Here is a 22,479-nt window from a genome sequence, read left to right as displayed (position 1 = left end):
GCGTGCGTGAGCTGCCAGGTTGGCGGCATGAAGAAGCTACTCATGATCATGAGTGCTGTTCTGGCCCTGGGGATGAGCGGGACGGCTGCGTACGCGGCTCCCCCGGGCGAGTTCGGCACCGACTGGGACGATCCGACCACCGCGACGCCGGCGATCGAGCGGCCGGCCGGCCCCTCGTGCACGGTGCGGGTGGTGACGCACAAGTTCGTGAACTTCGACCCCTACACGAGTACGTACCAGCCGCCGGCCGGGTGTGCCGGGGACTGGGGCAAGGTCGTGCTGGACCTGCACGGCGCGGTCAAGGGCCGGCAGTTCGACCGGCTCGGGGCGATGTCGATGGGCGGGGTGACCATCTTCAAGACGTCCACGCCGGAGCCGTCGGCGGACGGGATCGAGTGGAAGGTCGAGAAGGACGTCACGGCGTACTCGGCGCTGTTCCGCAGCCCGCAGCCGGTGTGGATGCTGATCGGCAACGTGGTCAACGAGACGTACACCGGGATCCTGGACATCACGGTGGACCTGACGTTCTACGCGGCGGGGAAGGCGAAGAACCCGGCGCACACCGTGCAGCCCTTGGCCGACCCGCACCGCGAGGGCACCGACCAGGTGGGCACGGTGACGCTGCCGAGGAGTACCGAACGGCTGGTCGCCGAGGTGTACGCGACCGGTTCGGGCGGCGGCTGCGAGGAGTTCTGGTACTCGGTCGCGCCGGCCGACGCGGCGTACTCCTGCGCCTACGGCTCCGGCCCGTACCGGGAGGTCCAGGTCCTGGTCGACGGGAAGCTGGCGGGCATCGCGGCGCCGTACCCGCACATCTACACGGGCGGCTGGGGCAACCCGTTCCTGTGGTACGCGGTGCCCGCGCCCCGCGCGTTCGACGTCCGCCCGCTGACCTATGACCTGGGCCCGTTCATCGGCCAGCTGACCGACGGGCAGCCGCACCGGCTGGCGGTCCGGGTCGTCGGGGTGCCGGAGGGCCAGTCGGGCTGGGACGTGCCGACGAACGTGCTCTCCTGGCAGGGTTCGGCCCCGGTCACCGGTTCCGTGACCAGTGTGAACGACTACCCGGTGAAGAACGTGGTCACCGCTGCCGACAAGAAGGTCACCGTGTCGGCCGGCCACCGCTTCGCGGCGACCGGCGTGCTGAACACCAGCCGCGGCCAGGTCACCACGAGCGTCGACCAGACGGTCACGAACGACAGCACGCACACCTGGACCGACGGCGAGAACCACGACGAGCTGGTCGCGAGCTGGTCCGACCAGTCGATCGTGACCCGGCTGGGCGTGGATCCGTCTGTGGTCCGGGACAGCAAGCGGTTCTCGATCAACGGCTACACCGACGTCAACGAGGCGAACCGGCTGGTCACGAAGATGAACCTGCTCGACGCGGCCACCGTCATGACGGTCGGGCCCGGCGGGGTGTCCTGGCTGCGGCTGGACGACTCGTTCGTCGGCGAGGCGGGCTACACGCTCGGGGTGCCGCGTCCGGACCGGCACGCGACGTGCGTGTCCCAGCAGACGTACAAACTCAACAACCAGGTCACAACCGTCAGGACTGTCAACGGGTACCGGGTCTGAGCCCGCTGGTCCGGCCCGCACCCGTGGGCCGGACCAGTACTCTCAAGGCGTGTCGACCCGCGAGGAAGTCCAGCCGTTGCAGATCCGGACGGTGCCGTTCGCCGTGGCCGGAATGGTGCTGTGGGCGCTCGGCGGGCTCGGGGTGCTCGTGTTCGACGGGCCGCGGCACTGGATCGGGATCTGCGTGGCCGGCGTGCTGATCGGGATCCCGGGGCTGCTCACGATGATCCGGCACGACCGGCGGGAGCGCCGGGCGGCGAACTAGCCGGCGCAGGGGCACCGCCTAGCAGCTGTCCGCCGGGTTCATCGCCGCGATCTTGGCCACCGGCACCGACACCACCCTGCCGTCCGACGTGCGCCGGATCCGGATCGACGTCGGGTTCTTCGAGGCCAGCAGGGCCCCGCACACGTCCGACTCGTCCGTCCGGGTCACCCGGACCTGGGTGCCACCCTTCTCGGCCGGCGGCACGAACCAGAGCAGCCCGACGCCGACCACGAGCGCGGCGAGGGCGGCCACCGTGGCGAGTACCGCCCGCTGGAACTGGGCGACGATCTCCCCCGGCTGCTCGTCGCGGGCCCGGTACCAGGCGAGGAGTTCTTCGGGGTTGTCCTTCGGGTCGGGCCAGCCGTAGGCCACCCGGTAGCCCAGGAACAGCGCCACGGCCGCCAGGACCACCGCCAGGCCCACGGCGGCGGCCACCGCGATCCGCCCCCACAGCGGCAGGGCCGTCAGGGTGTCCTTGCCGATCAGGGCCCCGCCGATCCCGAACAGCCCCAGGATCGCGGTCAGGCCCGGGATCCACTGGGCGGCGACCTTGCGGATCGCGGCCACCGGGCCGTCGGCGGCGAGCAGTTCCGTGACGGCGGCCGGGCGCCCGGCCTCCTCGTGCTCCATACCGGCACCCTACGCCGGGCGCGCACCCCCGTCCGCGCGAACGGCGGGGGCGCCCGGAAGCTGGTATCCCCCGCCCGGCGGTGGACCTTCCGGCCGGGCGCGGGCCCGGGCCGGGGACCCCGGGTTACAGCTCGCTGAGCAGCGGCGCGTCCAGCAGGTCCGCGACCGGCAGCCCGCCGAGGACCGGACGCCGGTCGCCGAGCCGGTCGAGCAGCCAGGGCTGGTCCACGACGACCACGTCCCCGGCCGGCACCACCAGATCGGGGGCGACCCGGACCATGGCCGGCGGTTCGAGCCCGAAGTCGGCGGCCGCGATCCGGCCGTAGATGTCCGCGAGCAGCTCCGGGGTCGCCGTCCGGTCGGGGTCGCCGAGCCGGTCGAGCAGGTCGGCGCACGCGTCGCGGTCGTCGAGGATCGCCTCCACGGACGGCCACGCGCCGAGCAGGGCGGCGGCGGGGGTGGCCAGTTCGTAGAGGCCGACGAGCGCCTCGGACGTCGTGGTCTCCCGGGGACGCAGGCCGTTGAGGACGGGCTGCTGACCGAGCCACCACTTCGAGTACGACGGCACGGTCATGCTGCTGCCGTCCTCCAGGACGACCCGGCACGGCTGGAGGAGGGCCTGGCGGTGTTCGAGGAGCAGCGGCAGCGCGCCGGCCCAGTCGTCCACCCACTCCAGGTCGCGCAGCGCCACGAGGTGCTCGATCAGGGCGTCCTGGCCCCAGGTCGCGGCCCACTCGGCCGCCCCGTCGAGGTGCAGCTCGTCCAGGTCGGCGACGAGCACCTCGGACTGCTCCTCCACCGCGAACGTGTCGAGCACGCCGACCGCGATCAGGGTCTCGTCGGTCACCGGGGAGTCGAGCAGCTCGGGGGCGCAGTACCCGAACGGGCCGTCCTGGGCGACCACGGCCGCGAGCCGACCGCCGGGGAGCAGCAGGTTGTCCGCCGGGTACCACTCGCCGTCGTCCTCGGCCGGCAGCGCCAGCTTGGCCAGCCAGGGCTCCTCCCCCGGCGCCAGCCCGGCGGCGGCCACCAGGGCCAGCACGGCGTCGGCGATCGGGGCCGGGTCCTCGCTGTCGTAGGAGTTGGCCACGGCGGCGCGCACGAAGTCGTCCGTCAGCACCGACCGGGGGGTCGCCGGCCGCGCCCCGAGCCGCTCCAGCAGCGGGTGCACCGCGTCCGGGTGCACCACCCGCAGGCCCAGCGCGGACACGTCCGGCAGGTCCTCGTCGGGCAGCAGCAGGCCCTTCGCGCCGGTCACGGTGCGGCCGTCGGCGAGCGGCACGGGCAGCGCGCCCAGCTCGCCCGGGTCGGCGTCGGCCAGGCCGCCGTAGAGGGCCCGCCACCAGCCGGGTTCGCGCCCCAGGCCGGAGACGAGGTCGACGATCTCGGCCGTCGCCAGTCGGCGGACCCCGAGCCTGGTCAGACCCTTGATCTGGTACCAGCCGGCGGGCAGCACCCCGTCCACCGCCTCGGCCAACGGCTCGACGACCGCGTCCGGCACGGCGATCGCGTCGCGGGGCGTGTACCCGCCCGGCAGCCAGGGCCGCTCGGTGAGGGTGGCCGTCAGCCGGTCCCGCAGCGCGGCGTCGAACGCGCCGGCCGGGAACCCGCCCTCCAGGACGGCGGTCAGCTCACGGGCCGGGCCGGCCGCGTCGCCGACCAGCAGGTCCGCGATCGCGTCGGCGGCCTGGCCGATCAGGAAGTCGGTCAGCGGGCTCGCCGGGATGTGCTGGCGGGTCGTGTCCAGCGGGAACGTGCCGATCAGGCGGACCGGCAGGCTGATCCGTTCGGAGCTGGGGGTCGGCGCGTGCACGACCTGGTCGGGGGCCGCGCCGTCGATGGCGGCGATCACCCACCAGTGCGTCCGGACGTGCTCCTCGGCGGGCCGGTCGGCGAGCAGCGCCGGGTCGAGGACGCCGTCGCGGCGGGCGGTCCGCCAGTGCTTCTCCTCCTCGGCCTTCTCGATCACCCGGCCGGGCAGGTCCACCCGGGCGAGGTCGAGGGCGAGCAGCAGGGCCGGGTCGAAGTCGTCCAGGACGGCCTTGATCGCGGCGGGCTCGCGGAGGGGGAGGCGGACCTCGGTCGTCCAGCCCTGGGCGGGCGGGCCCGAGGGGGGCCAAGGTAGACGGAGGACGGGTACACCGCCCCGTCGCTCCGCTTCCGCACGTATATGCGGAATATCGGAAATTGTAGCGGCGGTTTCCCGGGCTGAGAAGCGCACCCCGCCCGTGGTGGAGAGGATCTCGGGCTCGTCGGTGACCGCGAGGACGGCCGAGAAGCCCACCCCGAACCGGCCGGTGGAGCCGTCCTCCCGCTTGCTGGACGCCCGCAGCGAGGTGAGCGCGTCCAGCCCGGCGGTGGTCAGCGGCTCCCCGTCGTTGGCGACGCTGAGCGTGTCGCCGTCCAGTCGGATCCGGACCGTGGTCGCGCCCGCGTCGGCCGCGTTGGTGAGGAGCTCGACGAGCAGCCGGTCGGCGTACCCGCCGTGCAGCAGATCCTCCTCCGCGTTGGCGTCCTCCCGGAACCGGGTCGGGGAGTCGCGCCACGCGGCGAGGATGGCCTGCCGGCGCTGGGCGAGTTCGCCGTCGCGGCCGGTCCGGGCCGGCTGGGCGGCGGGCCCGGTGGGGCCCGCCGGGTGCTCAGAGCTCGTCAAGGGCAGAGTCGTCATAGGCGGGACCCGGAGTCGGCTCGGGCTCGGCCTGGGCCTCGACGAACAGCTCCGAGAACGCGCCGCAGCCGTGGTCGCCGGACACGACCTTGCCGTCGTCGGCCGCGTACTCGTTCGAGCAGACGCCGAAGTCCTGGCGGAGCAGGCCGGCGAGCGGCAGGAAGAACCCGCAGCCGGCGCACTGGGCGCTGTCCGGGGCGGCCTTCGCGATCGGGGCGTTGGGGCCGTGCTCGCCCTCGTACCAGCGCTGGGCGGCGTCGAGGCGGCCCGTCCGGCTCAGCACCCGGGGCCGGCCGAGGCCGATCTCCCAGGACACCTCCTCGACGGCGGGGTCGTCCGACAGCACGTACGCCGGGGCGAGCCGGTCGTCGTCCGGGGCCGTGGGCAGCAGGTCACCGACGCCGACGTCGCCGGGCTGGAGCCGCTCGTTCCACGGCACCCACGCGGGGGTGGTCAGGGCGTCGGCCCCCGGCAGCAGGGTCGTCTCGCACACGGTGACGTGCTTGCTGCGCGAGATCCGGGTGACGGTGACCGACCAGTACCAACCGCGGTAGCCGGCGAGCAGGCACTCGTAGAAGTGGGTGACGAGGCGTTCCCCGTCGGCGACGGCCTCGGTGTGCTTGCCGACGCTGTCGGCCGCCTCCGGAATCGATGCCAAAAGGGCGTCACGGGCAAGGTCCGTGGCATCCGCGCAGACCTGATCAATTCGGGCCGAGCGGGTGCGGGAACGAATTACTGCGCTGGTCACCCGCCTATTCTCGCATCATGCGAACCCTGATCGTCACTGCAGTCGAGGCCGAGGCCGCCGCCGTCCGGGCCGCGTCCGGTGACCTGGAGGTGTACCCCGTCGGGGTCGGGATCGCCGCCGCCGCTGCGGGCACCGCCGCACTGCTGGCCAGGGGCGGTTACGACCGGGTGATCAGCGCCGGGATCGCCGGTGGATTCGCGGGGCGGGCGGACATCGGGGACGTCGTGGTGTGCACCCGGACGGTCGCCGCGGAGCTCGGCGCCGCGTCCCCGGACGGCTTCCTGCCGATCGAGAGCCTCGGCTTCGGCACGTCGTGGTTCGCCGCCGAGAAGCTGGCTCTGGGGGCGGCCGGACCGCTTCCCGGGCTCGCCGTCCGGTTCGGGGAGATCCTCACCCTGCAGACCGTGACGGGTACGGCGGCCGGCGCCCGCGAACTCGCCGCCCGGCACCCCGACGCGCTCGCCGAGGCGATGGAGGGTTTCGGGGTCGCGACTGCCGCGCACCTCGCGGGGGTACGGTTCGGGGAGCTGAGAACGATCTCCAACCTGATCGGCCCGCGCGACACCTCGACCTGGCGCTTCGGGGTGGCCTTCGCCGCGCTGACCACGGCATTCAAGGAGCTCCTGTGAAGGTCGCCTACTCGCCCTGCCCCAACGACACCTTCGTCTTCCACGCGCTCGCGCACGGCCTGGTGCCCGGCGCGCCCGACCTGGACGTGACCTTCGCGGACGTGGACGTGACGAACACCTCGGCGGCGACCGGCGAGTACGACCTGGTGAAGGTGTCCTACGCGGCCCTGCCCTGGCTGCTCGACTCCTACCGGCTGCTGCCGTGTGGCGGAGCGCTCGGCCGGGGCTGCGGCCCGCTGGTCGTGACCCGGCCCGGGGTGACCCCGCGCACGGTGGCCGTGCCGGGCGACCGGACGACGGCGTACCTGCTGTTCCGGTTGTGGGCCCAGACCGAGTACCAGATCACGGTCGTGCCCTTCCACGAGATCATGCCGGGGGTGGCCGCCGGGAAGTGGGACGCCGGACTCGTCATCCACGAGGCGCGCTTCACCTACCAGGAGCACGGCCTGGTGGCCCTCGCCGACCTCGGCGAGTGGTGGGAGGGCGAGACCGGGCTGCCGATCCCGCTGGGCGCGATCCTGGCGCACCGGGACCGGGTGGACCCGGAGCGGGCGGCCGAGTGGGTGCGCGCGTCGGTGCGGCACGCGTGGGCGTACCCGGCGGCGAGCCAGGACTACGTGATGGCGCACGCCCAGGAGCTGTCCCCGGACGTGGCCGCCCAGCACATCGACCTGTACGTGAACGAGTTCACCGAGGACCTCGGCGAAGAGGGGTACGCGGCGATCGAGGCCCTGCTGGGCAGGGCCTCGGCCGCCGGTCTGATCCCGGAGTGTTCGGTGCGCTAGGGAGCTTCAGCTCCCGGAGCCGACCGCCAGCTCGTTGGCCACGGCGTGCACGACCTCGGCGAACTTGGCCGCCGACTTCTTGTCCGGGTACCGCCCGCGCTGGAGATCCGGCTGGACCTTGGACTCCAGCACCTTGATCATGTCCTCGATGAGGCTGTGCAGCTCCTCCGGCGAGCGGCGGCGCAGCTCGGTCAGCGAGACCGGCGACTCCAGGATCTTCACCTGGAGCGCCTGGTCGCCCCGGCGGCTCTCCACGATCCCGAACTCGACCTTCTGGCCGGGGGTCAGCGCGGCGACACCGGACGGCAGGGCTGCCTTGTGCACGAAGACGTCGCCGCCCTCGTCCCGGGTGAGGAACCCGAATCCCTTGCCCTCGTCGTACCACTTCACGCGACCGGTGGGCACAGCGGGACCTCACACTTCATTTGCGGATAACAGGGCCCTTAAGGCTATCCAGGGTCGCCGCGTCCAGCCAAGTGAGATCTTGTAGCACCAGGTCAGCGCCCGCCGCGCGGAGTTCGTCGGCCGTGCAGTGCCCCGTGGTGACCCCGATCGCGGGCACCCCCGCGCTCCGGGCGGCCGCCATGTCGGCGGTGTGGTCGCCCACGTACGCGACCGGGCGGTGCTCGCGGAGCGCGTCGGCCTTCCCTTCGCCCCAGGCGAGGCCGACGAGGTGCTCGACCTGGAGCCCGAAGTACTCCAGGTGCATGCGGGCCTGGGGCGCGTTCTTGGCCGTGATGACCACCGGGGTGGTGGCCGCCAGGACCTCGCGGGCGCCGGGCAGCAGGTCGACGGCCGGGATCGCGTACTCCGGGTACAGCGCCCGGTACGCCGCCGCCATGTCCGCGACCCGCTCCTGGGGCACCCAGTTGCCGAGTTCGGACTCCAGCGGCGGGCCGAGGCGGCCGACGACGAGGTCCACGTCGATGCTCAGCCCGTACCGCGCGTTGAGCTGGTGGTAGACCGCGCCGATGCCGCGCCGGCTGTCGATCAGGGTCATGTCCAGGTCGAAGCCGACCAGCGGGCGGGTCACCACTAGTGGGTGGGGGCCGAGCCCTCGTGCGGGTGGGTGTAGGACAGGCCCTCCACCGGCAGCGGGAACTCCACGTCCTCCCCGAACGGCGACGGGGCCCCGGCGCGGTCGAACAGGAGCTCGTTGAGGGGCAGGTGCCCGTCCTTGACGATCGCGGACTTGCGACCGGGCTGCTGCGCGTGCGCCGGCTGGTGGGCGTTACCCATGCTGACTCCTTAGTTCACCTGTCCGGTCAGTCTGTCACAGCCCCGGGGGACCTTGCGGGGCCCGGGTAACGTGGTCAGTCGCGAATCCACCGAAAGAATTCGGACTCCGCGGCAACCAGTGGGGCACCGCTTAGCGTCATATTGGTGCAGACCCACAACGGGGAGGAAAACACAATGGGTGTACGAACGAGAGCGCTGGCCATCCTCGCCGGTGCCCTCACCGCGGTGCTGCTCGGGACGGCGACGGCGTACGCGCTGAGCCCCGTCCAGGCCACCCCGCGGTTCCAGGACGTGGCGGTGAAGGCAGCCGAGGGCTCAGAGCCCCCGCCGAGCCCGCCCGCCGGGCCGTCGGCCAGTCCGTCACCCGCCCCGTCCGAGCCGCCCGTGCGCGGCAACACCGGCAGCTGTGAGGTCGGTGAGCACCAGAAGGAGGTCGAGGACCTCCTGGTCAAGATCGGGGGCTACGGCGCGATCGACGCCGACGGCTTCCAGTCCGATGGGGACTGCGCCGCGATCAGGGCGTTCCAGACCCGGTTCGACATCCGGCCGACCTCGGGCCGGCCCGGCCCGCTGACCGCGAAGGTGGCCCGCCGGATCGCCGCGTTCGACCCGGCGCTGTGCAAGGCGGGCGCGGGTCTCACGATCTGCGTCGACCTGACCCAGCAGACCGTCTGGGCGATGCGGGACGGCGCGGTCGTCCTCGGCCCGACCGTCGTGCGGACCGGGATGGGCGGCGGGTTCCAGACGCCGGCCGGCCAGTTCGAGCTGACCCGGAAGAACAACCCGGAGTGGTCGGTGCCGTACAAGGTGAACCTGCTCCGGTTCCAGCACTTCACCGACGGCATGGGCTTCCACGACACGCCGAGCTACATCCACGACGCGTTCGGCTCGCACGGCTGCGTGAACATGCTGGCGGAGGACTCGAAGGCGCTGTGGAGCATGACCGAGGTTGGCACTCCGGTGCACCTGTTCGGCCGCAAGCCCGGCACGTAGACCGAACCGCACGGTAGGCCCTGGTCGGCGCGCTGACCGGGGCCTTCGGCGTTTCCGGGAGAACGCGGCCGACCGGGTGCCCCGGTCGAGGGCTGCTCCCCCGGTACCCGGAGAAAGGGTTTCAGGCCAGGGTCGCCGACGTGATCCGGGCCAGGGCGAAGGTGTGCAGGGTCTCGCTGCGTTCGTCCTCCGCGCGCAGGTAGCCCGCCCCGATCGACATCGGCCGCACCAGGCGGGAGATGGTCGAGCCGTGCGGGTCGATGTAGCCGACCCAGACGGGCACCCGGTCGCGGATCGCGTCCCGGAGCACGGCGAGCGCGTCGTCGATGCTGCCGGTGACCATCACCGGGGCCTTGCGGGCGGCGCGGGCCCGGGCGTCGCTGATCCGGAGCTCCTCGACGATCCCGGCCAGGTACGCCTCCGGCAGCTCCAGCGGCTGCCCCGAGGACCGGTCGAACCCGGCGGTGGGCGCCCGGCGCGGCGTGGCCCGGGTGAGCAGCACCACCCCGGTGGCGTCCTCGGGCACCGGGCTGTAGCCGGTGTCGCGGAGCGCGTCGACCACCCGCGCGATCGGGTACGGCGACACCAGCACGGTCGGGGCCAGCCGGCGGAAGGCCAGCCCGGACAGCCGGCGGTCGGCGGCGATCTCGGCGAGCAGCGCCTCGTCCTCGCTGCGCAGGTAGGCCGAGGCGCTGCCCGCGCGCAGGCCGCCGTGTTTGCGGGACACGTCGTCGATCAGGTACGTGAGCGCCTGGGGCACCGGGGTGGTGGACCGGCGCGCGAAGAGGGCGTGCAGGTCCGTGGACGCGTACCCGGAGTCGAGGGCGCCGCGGAGGCTGTCGACGCTCACCCGGTACACGCTGGGGGACTCGGGGACCGCGACGGACGCCAGTTCGGCGGCCAGGCCGGCCGAGGCGGGGCCGGGCACCACGATCGTCAGGTCGGCCTGGAGGAGCACCTGGTCCACGGGGGCCGGGAGCAGGGCGGCGAGGATCGTCACGGAGCCGGGGGCGCGGTCGAGCACGCCCAGCGGGTCGTCCACCGACTCGGGGGCGAGCAGGGCGCGGCCGTAGCTGGTCAGGGCGCCCATCGCGGTCAGGCCCAGGGTCGCGGCCTCCGCGAGCGCCGCGCCGAGCAGGGTCGGGCGGGTGAACCGGCGCGGCGAGCGCCAGCGCAGCACGGCCAGCACGTCGGCGGTCTCGGCCCCGGTGCCGGCGGGCAGCTCGGTGAGCATGGCCAGGACGGCCGCGCGCAGGGCCGGGGCGCCGGACCGGGCCAGCTCGCCGGACAGGGCGTTCATGGGGCGGTCGCGCTCGTCCCGGGTGCCGATCAGGGCGGCCTGCCGGGGCATCCGCAGCCAGGCGTCGGCGAGGATCTGCCAGCGCTCGGCGAGCCCGGCGGCCAGCCAGGTGTCGAACACGGCGGTCGGCAGCCAGTGCGCGCCGCCGGTGCCGCCGCCGTCCAGGACGCCGATCAGACCGGCCGAGTACGCCACTTCCAGGAGCAGCCCGGCCGTGTTCTCCTCGACGCCGGCCGTCCGGGCGACCCGTTTGAGGTCGCGCGCGCTGAGGCCGCCGGCCTTGAGGATCGGGGCGGGCAGGGCGTTGACCAGCACATCCACCAGCCGGACGACCTCGATGGCCTGCCCGGCGCCGGCCTGGTCGACGGCCGCGCCGCGCTTCTTCGTCGGCAGGGTCGGCGGGGCGGGGTGCAGCTGGCCGAGCGGGCCGTCGTCGCGGCGGAGCAGCAGGCCGACCTCGCGGGGCAGCTCGACGGCGTCGTCGGAGATCGGCACGAGGAGCCGGCGGTTGAGCAGCCAGCGGACCGGGGAGTCGTCGGTCTTCGCCGTCCGGGCCTCGGTGAGCGAGCCGACGGGCGGGCCGGCGGCGAGGGTGTCGAGCACGGCGCGCGCCTCGGGCGGGGCGGACATGATCGTCCGGCGGAGGGCGGCCGGGTCGGCGGCCAGTTCGGTGGCGGCGGAGTCGCCCAGGTCGGCGGCGGGGCGGCCGAGCCCGGCCGGGTACGCCGAGCAGACCTCGTCGAGCACCGACACCGGTCGCAGGGCGGTGTCCGGGCCGTGCACGAGGAGCAGCGCGCGGAGCCGGTCGACGGCGGCCCGGGTCTCCGCCACGTACGGCGCGGTGACGGTGAGCACAGCGTCGAGCGAGGCCGCCGGGGTGCCGGCCGGGCCCGCGCCGAGCAGCCGGAGCGCGTCGAGCACCTCGAGGGTGAACAGGTCGAGTGCCTCCAGGGCGCGGGCGACCGAGAGCCGGGTCTGTGCCCGGTTGGCCAGGGCGGACAGGTCACCCGGAAGGGGGACGGTCAGGTCCGGACGGGCACGAAGCAGTTCCGCGAGGGCCTCATCGGGCAACGCTCGCAGGTGGTCAGCCAGGCTCATAGACATCGTTTCCTAAGTTACCTGTCCCCTGGCCAAAACGCGGCCCAGCGACGCCAGCCCTCCGGCGAGGCATACTTGAGGGTCTGCCTTGTTGGAGGTCCCCGTATGTCCTGCCTGATCGTGCAGAGCGACAAGACGCTGCTTCTCGAAGTCGACCATCCGGACGCGCAGGCGTGCCGGCTGGCCATCGCGCCGTTCGCCGAGCTGGAGCGTGCCCCCGAGCACGTGCACACCTACCGGGTGACCCCGCTGGGCCTGTGGAACGCCCGCGCCGCCGGCCACGACGCCGAGTCGGTGGTCGACGCGCTCCTGAAGTACAGCCGCTATCCGGTGCCGCACGCGCTGCTGGTGGACATCGCCGAGACCATGTCGCGGTACGGGCGGCTCCAGCTGCTCAACGACCCCGCCCACGGCCTGGTGCTGCGGACCACGGACCGGGCGGTGCTGGTCGAGGTGGCCAAGGCCAAGCGGCTCGCGGGCATGCTCGGGGCGCGGATCGACGAGGACACCCTCGCGGTGCACGGCTCCGAGCGGGGCAACATCAAGCAGGCGCTGCTGAAGCTGGGCTGGCCGGCCGAGGACCTCGCGGGGTACGTGGACGGCGAGTCCCACGAGATCACGCTCGCGGAGGACGGCTGGCACCTCCGGCCGTACCAGCAGGAGGCGGTCGACGGGTTCTGGGCCGGCGGTTCCGGGGTCGTGGTGCTGCCCTGTGGCGCGGGCAAGACGATCGTGGGCGCCGCCGCCATGGCGCACGCGTCGGCGACCACGCTGATCCTGGTCACGAACACGGTCGCCGGCCGGCAGTGGAAGCGGGAGCTGATCGCGCGCACGTCGCTCACCGAGGACGAGATCGGGGAGTACTCGGGCGAGAAGAAGGAGATCCGCCCGGTCACCATCGCGACGTACCAGGTGCTGACGACCCGCCGCAACGGCGCGTTCTCGCACCTGGACCTGTTCTCCGCCCGCGACTGGGGCCTGGTCATCTACGACGAGGTGCACCTGCTGCCCGCGCCGATGTTCCGGTTCACCGCCGACCTCCAGGCGCGCCGGAGGCTCGGCCTGACCGCCACCCTGGTCCGCGAGGACGGCCGCGAGGGGGACGTGTTCAGCCTGATCGGCCCGAAGCGGTACGACGCGCCGTGGCGGGACATCGAGAACCAGGGCTGGATCGCGCCGGCCGACTGTTGCGAGGTCCGGGTGACCCTCACCGACCACGAGCGGATGACGTACGCGACGGCGGAGGCCGAGGAGCGGTACCGGATGGCGGCCACCGCCAAGACGAAGCTGCCCGTGGTGCGCAAGCTGATCGAGAAGCACGCGGGCGAACCGGTCCTGGTGATCGGCGCGTATCTCGACCAGCTGGACCACCTGGCCGCCGAGCTGGACGCCCCCGTGATCGAGGGCAAGACGTCCAACAAGGAACGCGAGCGGCTGTTCGACCTGTTCCGCAAGGGCGAGCTGAAGGTGCTGGTGGTGTCGAAGGTCGCGAACTTCTCCATCGACCTGCCCGAGGCGTCGATCGCGATCCAGGTGTCGGGCACGTTCGGTTCCCGGCAGGAGGAGGCGCAGCGGCTCGGCCGGGTGCTGCGGCCCAAACAGGACGGTCGCCAGGCGCACTTCTACACGGTGGTGTCCAGGGACACCGTCGACGCGGAGTACGCGGCGCACCGGCAGCGGTTCCTCGCCGAGCAGGGCTACGCGTACACCATCATCGATGCCGACGACGTGCTGGCTCCACCGGATCTCCACAACTGACCGGCTGTTTCCCCAAAATCGCTCCGTAGCGTCGGCCGCATGACCGCATCGCAAGGAGCACCGAGAACCCTGGTGTGGGCGTTGCTAGGCACCGCCTTCGCCGTCGCCGTCGCCGTGCCGCTCGACCGGCCCGGGTTCGGTTGGCTGGCCGGCGGCCTGCTGGCGGCCGGCTTCGTCCGGTACGCGAGCGGCCGTTGGCTGCCGGCCCCGTCGCGGGCCGGGTGGGCGCTGATCTGCCTGGCGCTGTTGGCCGTCGGCGGCTTCCGGGCCGCCGGCTGGCTGTTCATCCTTTGTGTACTGGGCGCGCTGCTCGCCGGCATCCTCGCCGTGGCGGACGGCCGGATCCACCGCCTGGGGCTCGCGGCCCTGAGCCCGTTCGCCTTCACCCCGCTGGGCCTCGCGTGGCTGGCCCGGGGCTTCGGGCGCGCGGCGTTCCGGCCGAACGGCCGACCGCTGGCCGTCATCGGCGCCTCGGTCGGCCTGCTGGTGGTGTTCGGGGCGCTGCTGGCCAGCGCCGACGCCCGGTTCGGGGACCTGCTCACCGGCTGGCTGCCCGCCCTGCAGATCGGGCCGGTCTTCCGGATGGGGGTCGTGTTCTGGGGCGCGGTGGTGGCCCTGGCCTGCGCCGGGTACCTGGTCGGGCGGGAGGCCGGGGACCTGATCGGGCAGAAGCAGGCCGATCCCGTGGACTCCCCGCCCGGGCCCGCACGGCTCCGTACCGGCGAGTGGGCCGTGCCGGTGGGGCTGCTCGTCCTCCTGTTCGCCGCGTTCGTGGCCGTGCAGCTCTCCGTGCTGTTCGGCGACCAGCCGGCGGGGGTCAGCTACGCCGACCACGCGCGCGGCGGCTTCTGGCAGCTGTCCGCCGTGACGGTGCTGACGCTCGCGCTCATCGGGGGCGTGTTCCGGCTCGCGCCGCGCACCGACGGGGTGCTGCTGCGACTGCTCCTCGGCGGACTCGCGGGGCTCACCCTCGTCATCGTGGCCTCGGCCCTGCACCGGATGTCGCTGTACCAGGAGGCCTACGGCTTCACCCGGCTCCGGCTGCTGGTCTCCGCCTGCGAACTGTGGCTGGGCCTGGTGTTCGTCCTCGTGCTGGCGTCCCTGGTGCGGCTGCGCGGCGGCTGGCTGCCCCGCGCGATGCTCGCCACCGGGCTGCTGGCGCTGGTCGGGCTCGCGGTGCTCAACCCGGACGGGTTCATCGCGGAGCGCAACGTCGCCCGGTACGCGGCGACCGGGGACATCGACGTGAACTACCTGGCGGACCTGTCGGCGGATGCCGCCCCGGCCCTGGACAAGCTGCCCCCGGACCGGCGGGCGTGCGCGCTGCGGTTCGTCCGGGAGGACCTGCGGGACCTGCCGGACGACGAGTCCTGGCGGGGCTTCAACCTGGGGCGGCACCGGGCCGCGTCGATCGTGCGCGGCGAGCCCGGGCCCTGCACCTGGCGGGAACTGCGCTGACGGCCCCGCCCGTGGACGGACGGGCGGCGGCGGGCTGCCCCACGGGGACGGAATGCGGCGGGCCGCTCCGGCCCCGTGGGGCGGACGGGGGCGGGCCGGCCCGGAGCAACCTGGGCCGGCCCGGGTCCATCAGCTGCCGGTCAGGCCCTGTACCAGGCCGACCAGCTTGCCGAACGTGGGGCGCGGCTCCCCGCAGTTCTCCACGGTGTAGCTCTCCTGACCGAAGGTCAGCGTGTACGAGAACGTGTCCGCGCACTTCGCCGTACCCGGCGTCTTGAGCTCCTTGACCAGGACCGGGTCCTTGAGCAGCCCGGTCAGCTCGGTGCGCTGGGCGTCCGTCAGCTTGCCGGACTTCTTCTGCGCGGAGCGGTTGTCGCTGGCCCACGAGCCGTCGGGCTGGATCGTCCACGTGTCGCGGACCCCGGCGAACCCGCCGGTGCGGACCAGGGTCACGGCGTCGGAGGTGTTGGGGACCTTGGGCGGGTTGGCCGTGGCCTGGCCGGTGGCCGACGGGCTTGGCTGTGCGGACGCCGACGGAGAGGTGGTGACCTGGGTGTCGGCGGTCGGGGACGCGGACGGCTCCGCGCCGCACGCGGCCAGGGCCAGGGCCGCGAGGCCGGCGATCGTCAGTACACGAAGGGTGCGCATCTTGGGTTCTCCTAGTTGGTCGCCGTCACACGGCCGACGAATTCCGCCAGCTCGACGATATGGGGGGTCGGGGACTCCAGGCCACAGCCCGGGACGATTCCCGAGGCCGGACCCGAGTTCAGGATGTAGTCGATGCCGTCCGGGCAGGTACCCGGGCGGGCGTCGGCTCTGAGTTCGGCCGCGAGGGCCGGGTCGGTCAGCTTGCGGGTCAGGTCGCCGAGCTGCTCCCTGGTGAGGGTGCCGGTGGCCTTGACCTGCTTGCCGGCCGGGTCGGTGCGCCGCCAGCCGCCGTCGGCCGTGATGGTCCACATGTCCGATCCGCCCTTGAGGCCGCCGGTGCGGACCAGGACCATCTGGGTACCGAAGCCGGTCGGCGCCGGGGCGGTGGCGCCCGGGGACGGCGACGCCGTGACCGCCGGGGTGGGCCCGGCCGCGGGCGTGGACGTGCAGGCCGGCAGGGCCAACAGGGCCAGGACGACGAGGGCACGGGACGCACGCATACCCATGTGACGTCCGCCATGGCGCTACGGTTCCCGTATGGGACTGACTGCCGATCTCCGGGCCGCCCTCGGCGACCGGGTGCTGACCGACCCCGACGTGCTGGAGACCTACCGGCGGGACGAGGCGGACCTCTGCCCGGCCGGGGTGCCGCTCGCGGTGGTGCGGCCCCGTTCGACGGCGGAGGTGGTCGAGGTCGTCAGGATCGTCGGGGGGTACGGGGTGCCGATCGTCCCCCAGGGCGCCCGTACGGGGCTGGCGGGCGGCGCGAACGCGGTCGACGGCTGCGTGGTGCTCAGCATGACCGCGATGGCCGACATCCTGGAGATCGACCCGGTGAACCGGCTGGCCGTCGTCCAGCCCGGGGTGGTCAACTCGGCGATCAGCGCGGCGGTCCTGGCGCACGGGCTGACGTACCCGCCCGATCCCGGCTCCTGGGAGTCCTCCACCATCGGCGGCAACGTGTCCACGGACGCGGGCGGCATGTGCTGCGTGAAGTACGGCGTGACCAGCCGGTACGTACTCGGCCTGGAGGTGGTGCTCGCCGACGGGGAGGTGCTGCGCACCGGCCGGCGGACCGCGAAGGGCGTCGCCGGCTACGACCTGACGAAGCTGTTCGTCGGTTCGGAGGGCACCCTGGGCGTGATCACCGAGATCACGTTGAGCCTGCGGCCCACCCCGGGCCCGGCCCTCGGACTCGCCGCGATCTTCCCGGGCACCGCCGCCGCCGGGGCCGCCGTGACCGCGATCGTGGCCGGCGGGCACAGCCCGAGCCTGCTGGAGCTGATCGACCGGACCCACCTGCGCGCCCTGGAGGCGTACCGGCCGATGGGTCTGCCCACCGACGCCGCCGCCCTGCTGCTCGCCGCCGTGGACACCGCCGGGCCCGAACTGGAGGCCCTGGCCGACCTGTGCCGGGCGGCCGGCGCCACCGAGGTGCACGTGGCCACGGACGAGGCGGAGACGGCGGGCCTGCTGGCCGCGCGCCGCAACGCGCACCCGGCGATGGAGCGGCTCGGCAAACTGATCATCGACGACGTGGCGGTGCCGGTCTCGCGGCTGGCGGAGCTACTCGACGGCGTCGACCGGGTCGCCGAGAAGCACGGCGTGACGATCGGGGTCGTCGGGCACGCGGGTGACGGGAACATGCATCCGAACATCGTCGTCACCGAGGACAACGTCGCGGCGTGTCAGGCCGCGTTCGACGAGATCATGGCCCTGGGGCTCGCGCTCGGCGGCACCTGCTCCGGCGAGCACGGGGTCGGACTGCTCAAACGCGACTGGCTGGCCCGTGAGCTCGGCCCCGTCGGCGTGCGCGTCCATCACGCGATAAAAGCCGCCCTCGATCCGCGAGGATTGCTGAACCCGGGGAAAGTGCTTCCGGGCTCCTGACCCACTGGAGGTCGAGTTCCGCCCACTCCACAGCCGACCGGTCACCCTGAAATCGCCACTCGTCCCGGGCGGAGAGCTTCGGCAGCCGGTCCGTGAACAGCGCCATCGCGACCAGCCCGCCGACGGCCACCCCGCCGAGCGCCCAGGTCGCGGCCTCGGCCAGGCCGGTGGCCCCGCCGTAGAGCCGGCTCCACGAGGCGGCGGCCGCCGCGAGCGGCACGGCGACCAGGGCACCGGCGCCGGCGCTGAGCACCGCGCGCAGGTCGGGGCCGCCCGTCCGGAACCGGGTGAACGCCGCCGCGAGGATCACGGCTGCGGCGGCCAGACCGAACCGCCAGCCGAGGTGCGCCTCGGCACTGTGCCCGCCGGGCCACGGGAGGACCCCGGCCACCGCACCGAACACCGGGAGCACGGCACCCAGGATGGCACCAGAAATCAACCCAACGATCAGGGTGCCAGTGGGCCGAACGGTGGATGTCATATCGCCACATTACGGAGTCGAAGGCTCCGGGTAGGTCGAATTTTCGTCACAACTGCGTATCACTGGCCGTGGTCGATGCACCTGACCGGAATGAGGGACGGGCTCCCCCGCGAGGTCCTCCGTGCGGAGCGCCCTGACGCCGCAATCCTGCCGGAAATCCAGGTCGGACGCCGCCAACTTTCCGGCGTGGCCAGGTTCCGTCGGGTTCCCGACATAACGCCCCGACGTGGGTGGCGGGGCGTCAGGCCGAGGCCGGGTCCGGGGCGTAGCCGCGCACGTCCGGCGCGCCCAACCGGGCCGCGTCCGCCGTCTGGTCGTCGGGCATCCGCTGGGACTCCCGCTCCGCCTGCACCCGGGCCAGGTAGTGGGTGATCTCGTTCGTGAGCGTCTCCGGGGACCAGCCGAGGACGTCGGCCATCAGCCGGGCCGCGTGCGGGGCGGACTCCACGCCCCGGTGCGAGGTCTCGATCGAGATTCGGGTCCGCCGGGTGAGCACGTCGTCGAGGTGCAGCGCGCCCTCGGCCCGGGCCGCGTACACGACCTCGGCGGCCAGGTACTCCGGCGCGCCGTCCAGCGGCCCCGGGTACTCGTCGGCGACGTCGAGGATCTCGGTGTACAGCGCGCCGTACCGTTCGAGGAGGTGTTCGAGGACGCCCACGGACACCGCGTGCCGCCGGGCGATGTCGGCGCGGTTCTGCCACGCGTGCTCGTACCCGTCGGCGCCGATCAGCGGGATGTCCTGGGTGCGCGACTCCGGCGTGCCGGGCAGCCGGCGGGCGGCCTTGTCGACCACGTCGGCGGCCATCACCCGGTACGTCGTGTACTTGCCGCCGGCCACCACCATCAGGCCCAGCATGGGCTCGACGACGGCGTGTTCGCGGGACAGCTTCGAGGTCTCGTCGGACTCGCCGGACAGCAGGGGGCGCAGGCCCGCGTACACGCCCTCGATGTCGGACGCCGCGATCGGGCGGTCGAGGACGGCGTTGACGTGTTCGAGCAGGTAGGCGATGTCGCGGCCCGACGCGGCCGGGTGCGAGCGGTCCAGCTGCCAGTCGGTGTCGGTGGTGCCGATGATCCAGTGCCCGCCCCACGGGATGACGAACAGGACCGACTTCTCGGTCCGCAGGATCAGGCCGTCGTCGCCGGAGATCGCCGAGCGGGGCACCACCAGGTGGATGCCCTTGGAGGCGCGCACCCGCAGGCCGCGCTTCTTGGTGCCCAGCATCTCGGCGATGTCGTCGGACCAGACGCCGGTCGCGGCGATCACGGTCCGGGCGCGCACGTCGAACTCGTCGCCGGACTCCATGTCGCGGACCCGGACGCCGACGACCTCGCGCGCGTCGCGGAGCACGTCCACGACCCGGGTGGACGTGGCGACCGCCGCGCCCAGGGAGGCGGCGGTCCGGGCGATGGTGGCCACGAACCGGGCGTCGTCGACCTGGCCGTCGTAGTACTTGATCGCGCCGATCAGCTGGTCGTCGCGCAGGGACGGGAACCGGCGCTTGGCGGCCGTGCGGGACAGGTGCCGGTGCCAGGGGATGCCCCGGCCGAAGCCGAGCACGGAGGCCATCGAGTCGTACAGGGCCACGCCCGCGCCGTAGTAGGTGCGCTGCCAGACCCGGGAGGTGAGCGGCACCAGGAACGGCACCGGGCGGACCAGGTGCGGGGCCAGGCGGGTGAGGAGCAGGCCGCGTTCCCGGAGCGCCTCGTAGACCAGCGGGAACTCCAACTGCTCCAGGTAGCGCAGGCCGCCGTGGATCAGCTTGGAAGACCGTGAGGAGGTGCCCGACGCGAAGTCCCGCGCCTCGACCAGGGCCACCGACAGGCCCCGGCTGGCCGCGTCCAACGCCGCGCCGACCCCGGTCACGCCACCGCCGATGACCAGCACGTCGAACGTCTCGGTCCGCATCCGGTCGAGGTCGGCGGCCCGCCGTTCCGGGGACAGGCGGCTGCGGGCGTAGCGGGACTCACTCGGATCACGGCGCACATGCCCACGGTATCGGTTGACCACGGATATCGTCCGGTTATGCAGCCTGAATCACCCTCGCCCTGGTCCGTCGTCGCGGCCGTGTTCGTCGGCCTGTGGACGGTCGGGGTCACCTGGCTCACCCAGAGCGGCTGGTGGCTCGTCGCGGATCTGCTGCCCAGCTTCGGGCTGGACGCGCCGCCGGCCGTGGGCGTGGCGGTCGGGCTGGTCAACGCGCTGTTCGTCGCCGTGCCGGCCGCGTTGCTGCGGCTGTCGGGGCGGCCGGCCGTGCGGGCCGCCGGGACGGCCTGGCTGCTGGGGGCCGGGCTGATCGGGATGCTGGCCGCGAGCCGGGCGGTGCCGGCCGCGTACCACGAATGGCTGCTGTTCTGTCAGCTCGTGCTCTTCGGGGTGTGCGACCTCGTCCTGCGGCGGCGCGGGCGGGAGCGCGGCGGGCGGCTCTGGGGGCTCGCGGCCGGGCTCGCGGTGGCGCTGCCCTGGGCGTGGGCCGGGTCGCTCGGCGGCTGGTTCGAGACGTTCCTCGCGGTGCTGGTCGCCGTCGCGGTGGGCGGGTGCGCCGGCTCGCTGCTGGACTGGGGCCCGTTCCGGGCGCTCGGCACCGCCCGGCGGCTGTGGTGCGGGGGCCTCGTCGCGGGGGTCGCGTTGCTGCTGGTCGGCGCGTCGGCCGGCGCCGCTGGGCAGAACCTGCTCCTGATGGCCCTGCTGCCGCCGCTCGGGTTCGCCGCCGCCGCGCTGCACCGGCCGCTCGGGGTCGCCGCGCTGGTCGGCGCCGCCACCCTCGGCCCGCTGGTCTTCGTCGACCCGGAGGAACTGTCCCTGCTGCTCAACCTCGAAACCCGCGACATCGGGTACTGGGCCCTGATCGCCACCGCCGGTTCCCTGGCCATCGCGCTCCTCCTGTTCCTCCTCTACGGCCTGGCGGTCCCCCGCGACGCCGGCCGCCCGCTCGTCGCCGGGATGCTCGCCGCCCTGCTGCTCGTCGCCGGGGCCGGCGTCTACTTCGGAGCCGGCCGGCCCGGCTTCCACGGCGACCGGCTGTTCGTCATCCTCAAGTCCCAGGCGAGCCTCGACGGCGTCCGGGGCGCCGCCGTGCAGCCGTTCCTGCGCGGGCACGCCGAGGAGACCCAGCACGACCTGCTCGCCGCGCTGAAGGGCCGCGGCCTCGGCTACCGGTCGTACTACCTGGTCAACGCCGTGGAGGTCGACGCCAGCGACCCGGTGACCCGGTCCTGGCTGTCCGACCGGGGCGAGGTCGACCGGATCCTGCACAGCCCCCGCCTGCGCCCGCTCCCCGAGCCGCTCCGCGTCGCCAAGGGGGACCTGCCCGCGCCGACCGGGCCGGGGTGGAACCTGGACCTGATCGGCGCGCCGACCGCGTGGGCCGCCGGAGCCAGGGGCCAGGGCATCGTCATCGGCACGTCCGACTCCGGGGTGGGCATGGTGCCGGCGGTGGCGGACGCGTACCGGGGCGGCGCCGACTCCTGGTACGACCCCTGGAACGGCTCCAGGACGCCCCAGGACCACGGCGGGCACGGCACCCACACCCTGGGCAGCGCGCTCGGCCGGGGCGGGATCGGCGTGGCCCCCGAGGCCCGGTGGATCGGCTGCGTGAACCTTGACCGGAACATGGCCAACCCGGCGTACTACCTCGACTGCCTCCAGTTCATGCTCGCCCCCGGCGGCGACCCGACCCGCGCCCCGAACGTCCTCACCAACTCGTGGGGCTGCCCCGCCTCGGAGGGCTGCGACCCCGGCGCGCTGTCCCAGGCGCTCCGGGGCATCAAGGCCGCCGGGATCTACTTCGTCGCCGCCGCCGGCAACAGCGGCCCCGGCTGCGGCACGGCCGCCGACGTCCCGGCCCTGTACCCGGAGAGCCTCACCGTCGGGGCCGTCAACCGGAACTCGGAGGTCGCGTCGTTCTCCAGCCGGGGGCCGGCCGGCGGACGGGTCAAGCCCGACGTCGTCGCGCCCGGGGCGGGGGTGGTGTCGGCGATGCCCGGCGGCGGGTACGCGGCCCTCGACGGCACGTCCATGGCCACCCCGCACGTCGCCGGGGTGGTGGCGCTGATGTGGTCGGCGAACCCGGCGCTGGTCGGGGACATCGACCGGACGACGGCGATCCTGCGGTCCACGGCGAGTCCGGTGACGAAGGTGGACAAGGACAGCCTGCCGATCGACGGGTGCGACGGGAACCCGGAGAACGTGCGGGGGGCGGGGCTGGTAGACGCGGCTGCGGCGGTGGCGGCGGCGCGGGAGGTGCGCTGAGGGTGCGTTACCGGGGCCGCTGCCGGGGTGCCGACGGTTGCCGCTGCCGGGCCGCTGAC

Annotated in this window: 19 protein-coding genes; 9 read left to right on the top strand and 10 right to left on the bottom strand. The window is 73.6% G+C overall.

Annotated elements, in window-relative coordinates; all coding sequences use genetic code 11:
* Positions 1–27 precede the first annotated feature (27 nt).
* Positions 28–1,578, top strand: a complete 1,551-nt coding sequence (locus tag AB0M43_RS16745; protein WP_363725435.1) for a peptide-N4-asparagine amidase — start codon at positions 28–30, stop codon at positions 1,576–1,578.
* A 49-nt stretch (positions 1,579–1,627) separates the two neighbouring features.
* Positions 1,628–1,843 carry a DUF2530 domain-containing protein gene (locus AB0M43_RS16740; RefSeq protein ID WP_363725434.1) on the top strand — a complete coding sequence of 72 codons (216 nt, stop codon included), beginning with the start codon at positions 1,628–1,630 and terminating at the stop codon, positions 1,841–1,843.
* An 18-nt stretch (positions 1,844–1,861) separates the two neighbouring features.
* Here AB0M43_RS16740 and AB0M43_RS16735 read toward each other — a convergent pair whose 3' ends face one another.
* The 3 genes from AB0M43_RS16735 to AB0M43_RS16725 all read right to left on the bottom strand — a co-directional run bounded on the left by AB0M43_RS16735 (position 1,862) and on the right by AB0M43_RS16725 (position 5,889).
* Positions 1,862–2,473: a hypothetical protein gene (locus AB0M43_RS16735; RefSeq protein ID WP_363725432.1), complete on the bottom strand. Its 612-nt coding sequence runs from the start codon at positions 2,471–2,473 to the stop codon at positions 1,862–1,864.
* A gap of 124 nt (positions 2,474–2,597) precedes the next feature.
* Positions 2,598–5,141 (bottom strand): ATP-binding protein, encoded by a 2,544-nt coding sequence (locus tag AB0M43_RS16730; protein WP_363725430.1) that lies wholly within the window; start codon positions 5,139–5,141, stop codon positions 2,598–2,600.
* Positions 5,113–5,889, bottom strand: coding sequence for a DUF3027 domain-containing protein (locus AB0M43_RS16725; protein WP_363725428.1), 777 nt, complete (start codon positions 5,887–5,889; stop codon positions 5,113–5,115). Before AB0M43_RS16725 ends, AB0M43_RS16730 begins: the two co-directional genes overlap by 29 nt.
* Positions 5,890–5,903: 14 nt before the next feature.
* On the opposite strand from AB0M43_RS16725, the gene AB0M43_RS16720 reads away from it, so the two are divergent.
* Positions 5,904–6,518, top strand: a complete 615-nt coding sequence (locus AB0M43_RS16720) for a futalosine hydrolase (protein WP_363725784.1) — start codon at positions 5,904–5,906, stop codon at positions 6,516–6,518.
* Positions 6,515–7,303: a 1,4-dihydroxy-6-naphthoate synthase gene (locus tag AB0M43_RS16715; RefSeq protein WP_363725426.1), complete on the top strand. Its 789-nt coding sequence runs from the start codon at positions 6,515–6,517 to the stop codon at positions 7,301–7,303. Before AB0M43_RS16720 ends, AB0M43_RS16715 begins: the two co-directional genes overlap by 4 nt.
* A gap of 6 nt (positions 7,304–7,309) precedes the next feature.
* On the opposite strand, the gene AB0M43_RS16710 is transcribed toward AB0M43_RS16715, so the two are convergent.
* Genes AB0M43_RS16710 through AB0M43_RS16700 form a run of 3 tightly spaced genes read right to left on the bottom strand, consistent with a single transcriptional unit; the run spans position 7,310 to position 8,542 of the window.
* Positions 7,310–7,708, bottom strand: coding sequence for a cold-shock protein (locus AB0M43_RS16710; protein WP_363725424.1), 399 nt, complete (start codon positions 7,706–7,708; stop codon positions 7,310–7,312).
* 16 nt (positions 7,709–7,724) lie between these two features.
* Complete coding sequence (locus tag AB0M43_RS16705) at positions 7,725–8,336, bottom strand: HAD hydrolase-like protein (RefSeq protein ID WP_363725422.1); 612 nt, start codon at positions 8,334–8,336, stop codon at positions 7,725–7,727.
* Between the two features lie 2 nt (positions 8,337–8,338).
* Entirely contained in the window at positions 8,339–8,542 is a 204-nt protein-coding gene (locus tag AB0M43_RS16700; RefSeq protein ID WP_363725420.1) for a hypothetical protein, read from the bottom strand.
* A 174-nt stretch (positions 8,543–8,716) separates the two neighbouring features.
* Between AB0M43_RS16700 and AB0M43_RS16695 the strand changes: the two genes are divergently transcribed.
* Positions 8,717–9,535, top strand: a complete 819-nt coding sequence (locus AB0M43_RS16695; RefSeq protein WP_363725417.1) for a L,D-transpeptidase — start codon at positions 8,717–8,719, stop codon at positions 9,533–9,535.
* A gap of 121 nt (positions 9,536–9,656) precedes the next feature.
* Here the strand turns inward: AB0M43_RS16695 and AB0M43_RS16690 are convergent, their stop codons facing one another.
* Positions 9,657–11,939, bottom strand: coding sequence for a helicase-associated domain-containing protein (locus AB0M43_RS16690; protein WP_363725415.1), 2,283 nt, complete (start codon positions 11,937–11,939; stop codon positions 9,657–9,659).
* Positions 11,940–12,038: 99 nt separating this feature from the next.
* Between AB0M43_RS16690 and AB0M43_RS16685 the strand changes: the two genes are divergently transcribed.
* Both AB0M43_RS16685 and AB0M43_RS16680 read left to right on the top strand, forming a co-directional pair.
* The gene (locus tag AB0M43_RS16685) at positions 12,039–13,691 is read left to right on the top strand and encodes a DNA repair helicase XPB (RefSeq protein WP_363725413.1); all 1,653 of its coding nucleotides are present in this window, start codon (positions 12,039–12,041) and stop codon (positions 13,689–13,691) included.
* A gap of 39 nt (positions 13,692–13,730) precedes the next feature.
* Positions 13,731–15,149 (top strand): DUF4173 domain-containing protein, encoded by a 1,419-nt coding sequence (locus AB0M43_RS16680; RefSeq protein ID WP_363725411.1) that lies wholly within the window; start codon positions 13,731–13,733, stop codon positions 15,147–15,149.
* Positions 15,150–15,278: 129 nt separating this feature from the next.
* On the opposite strand, the gene AB0M43_RS16675 is transcribed toward AB0M43_RS16680, so the two are convergent.
* Together AB0M43_RS16675 and AB0M43_RS16670 are read right to left on the bottom strand one after the other, a co-directional pair.
* Positions 15,279–15,797 (bottom strand): hypothetical protein, encoded by a 519-nt coding sequence (locus AB0M43_RS16675; RefSeq protein WP_363725409.1) that lies wholly within the window; start codon positions 15,795–15,797, stop codon positions 15,279–15,281.
* A gap of 11 nt (positions 15,798–15,808) precedes the next feature.
* On the bottom strand, positions 15,809–16,303 hold the full coding sequence (locus tag AB0M43_RS16670; RefSeq protein ID WP_363725407.1) for a hypothetical protein: 495 nt from the start codon (positions 16,301–16,303) through the stop codon (positions 15,809–15,811).
* Positions 16,304–16,334: 31 nt separating this feature from the next.
* On the opposite strand from AB0M43_RS16670, the gene AB0M43_RS16665 reads away from it, so the two are divergent.
* Positions 16,335–17,687 carry an FAD-linked oxidase C-terminal domain-containing protein gene (locus AB0M43_RS16665; RefSeq protein WP_363725405.1) on the top strand — a complete coding sequence of 451 codons (1,353 nt, stop codon included), beginning with the start codon at positions 16,335–16,337 and terminating at the stop codon, positions 17,685–17,687.
* A 722-nt stretch (positions 17,688–18,409) separates the two neighbouring features.
* On the opposite strand, the gene AB0M43_RS16660 is transcribed toward AB0M43_RS16665, so the two are convergent.
* Positions 18,410–20,077: a glycerol-3-phosphate dehydrogenase/oxidase gene (locus tag AB0M43_RS16660; RefSeq protein ID WP_363725782.1), complete on the bottom strand. Its 1,668-nt coding sequence runs from the start codon at positions 20,075–20,077 to the stop codon at positions 18,410–18,412.
* Positions 20,078–20,194: 117 nt separating this feature from the next.
* Here AB0M43_RS16660 and AB0M43_RS16655 point away from each other — a divergent pair, with 117 nt between their 5' ends.
* Positions 20,195–22,420 (top strand): S8 family serine peptidase, encoded by a 2,226-nt coding sequence (locus AB0M43_RS16655; RefSeq protein WP_363725403.1) that lies wholly within the window; start codon positions 20,195–20,197, stop codon positions 22,418–22,420.
* Positions 22,421–22,479 lie beyond the last annotated feature (59 nt).

The organism is Longispora sp. NPDC051575, assembly GCF_040681875.1.
In the GTDB taxonomy this organism is placed as follows: domain Bacteria; phylum Actinomycetota; class Actinomycetes; order Mycobacteriales; family Micromonosporaceae; genus Longispora.
This window is presented reverse-complemented; position numbering and strand designations above follow the sequence as displayed.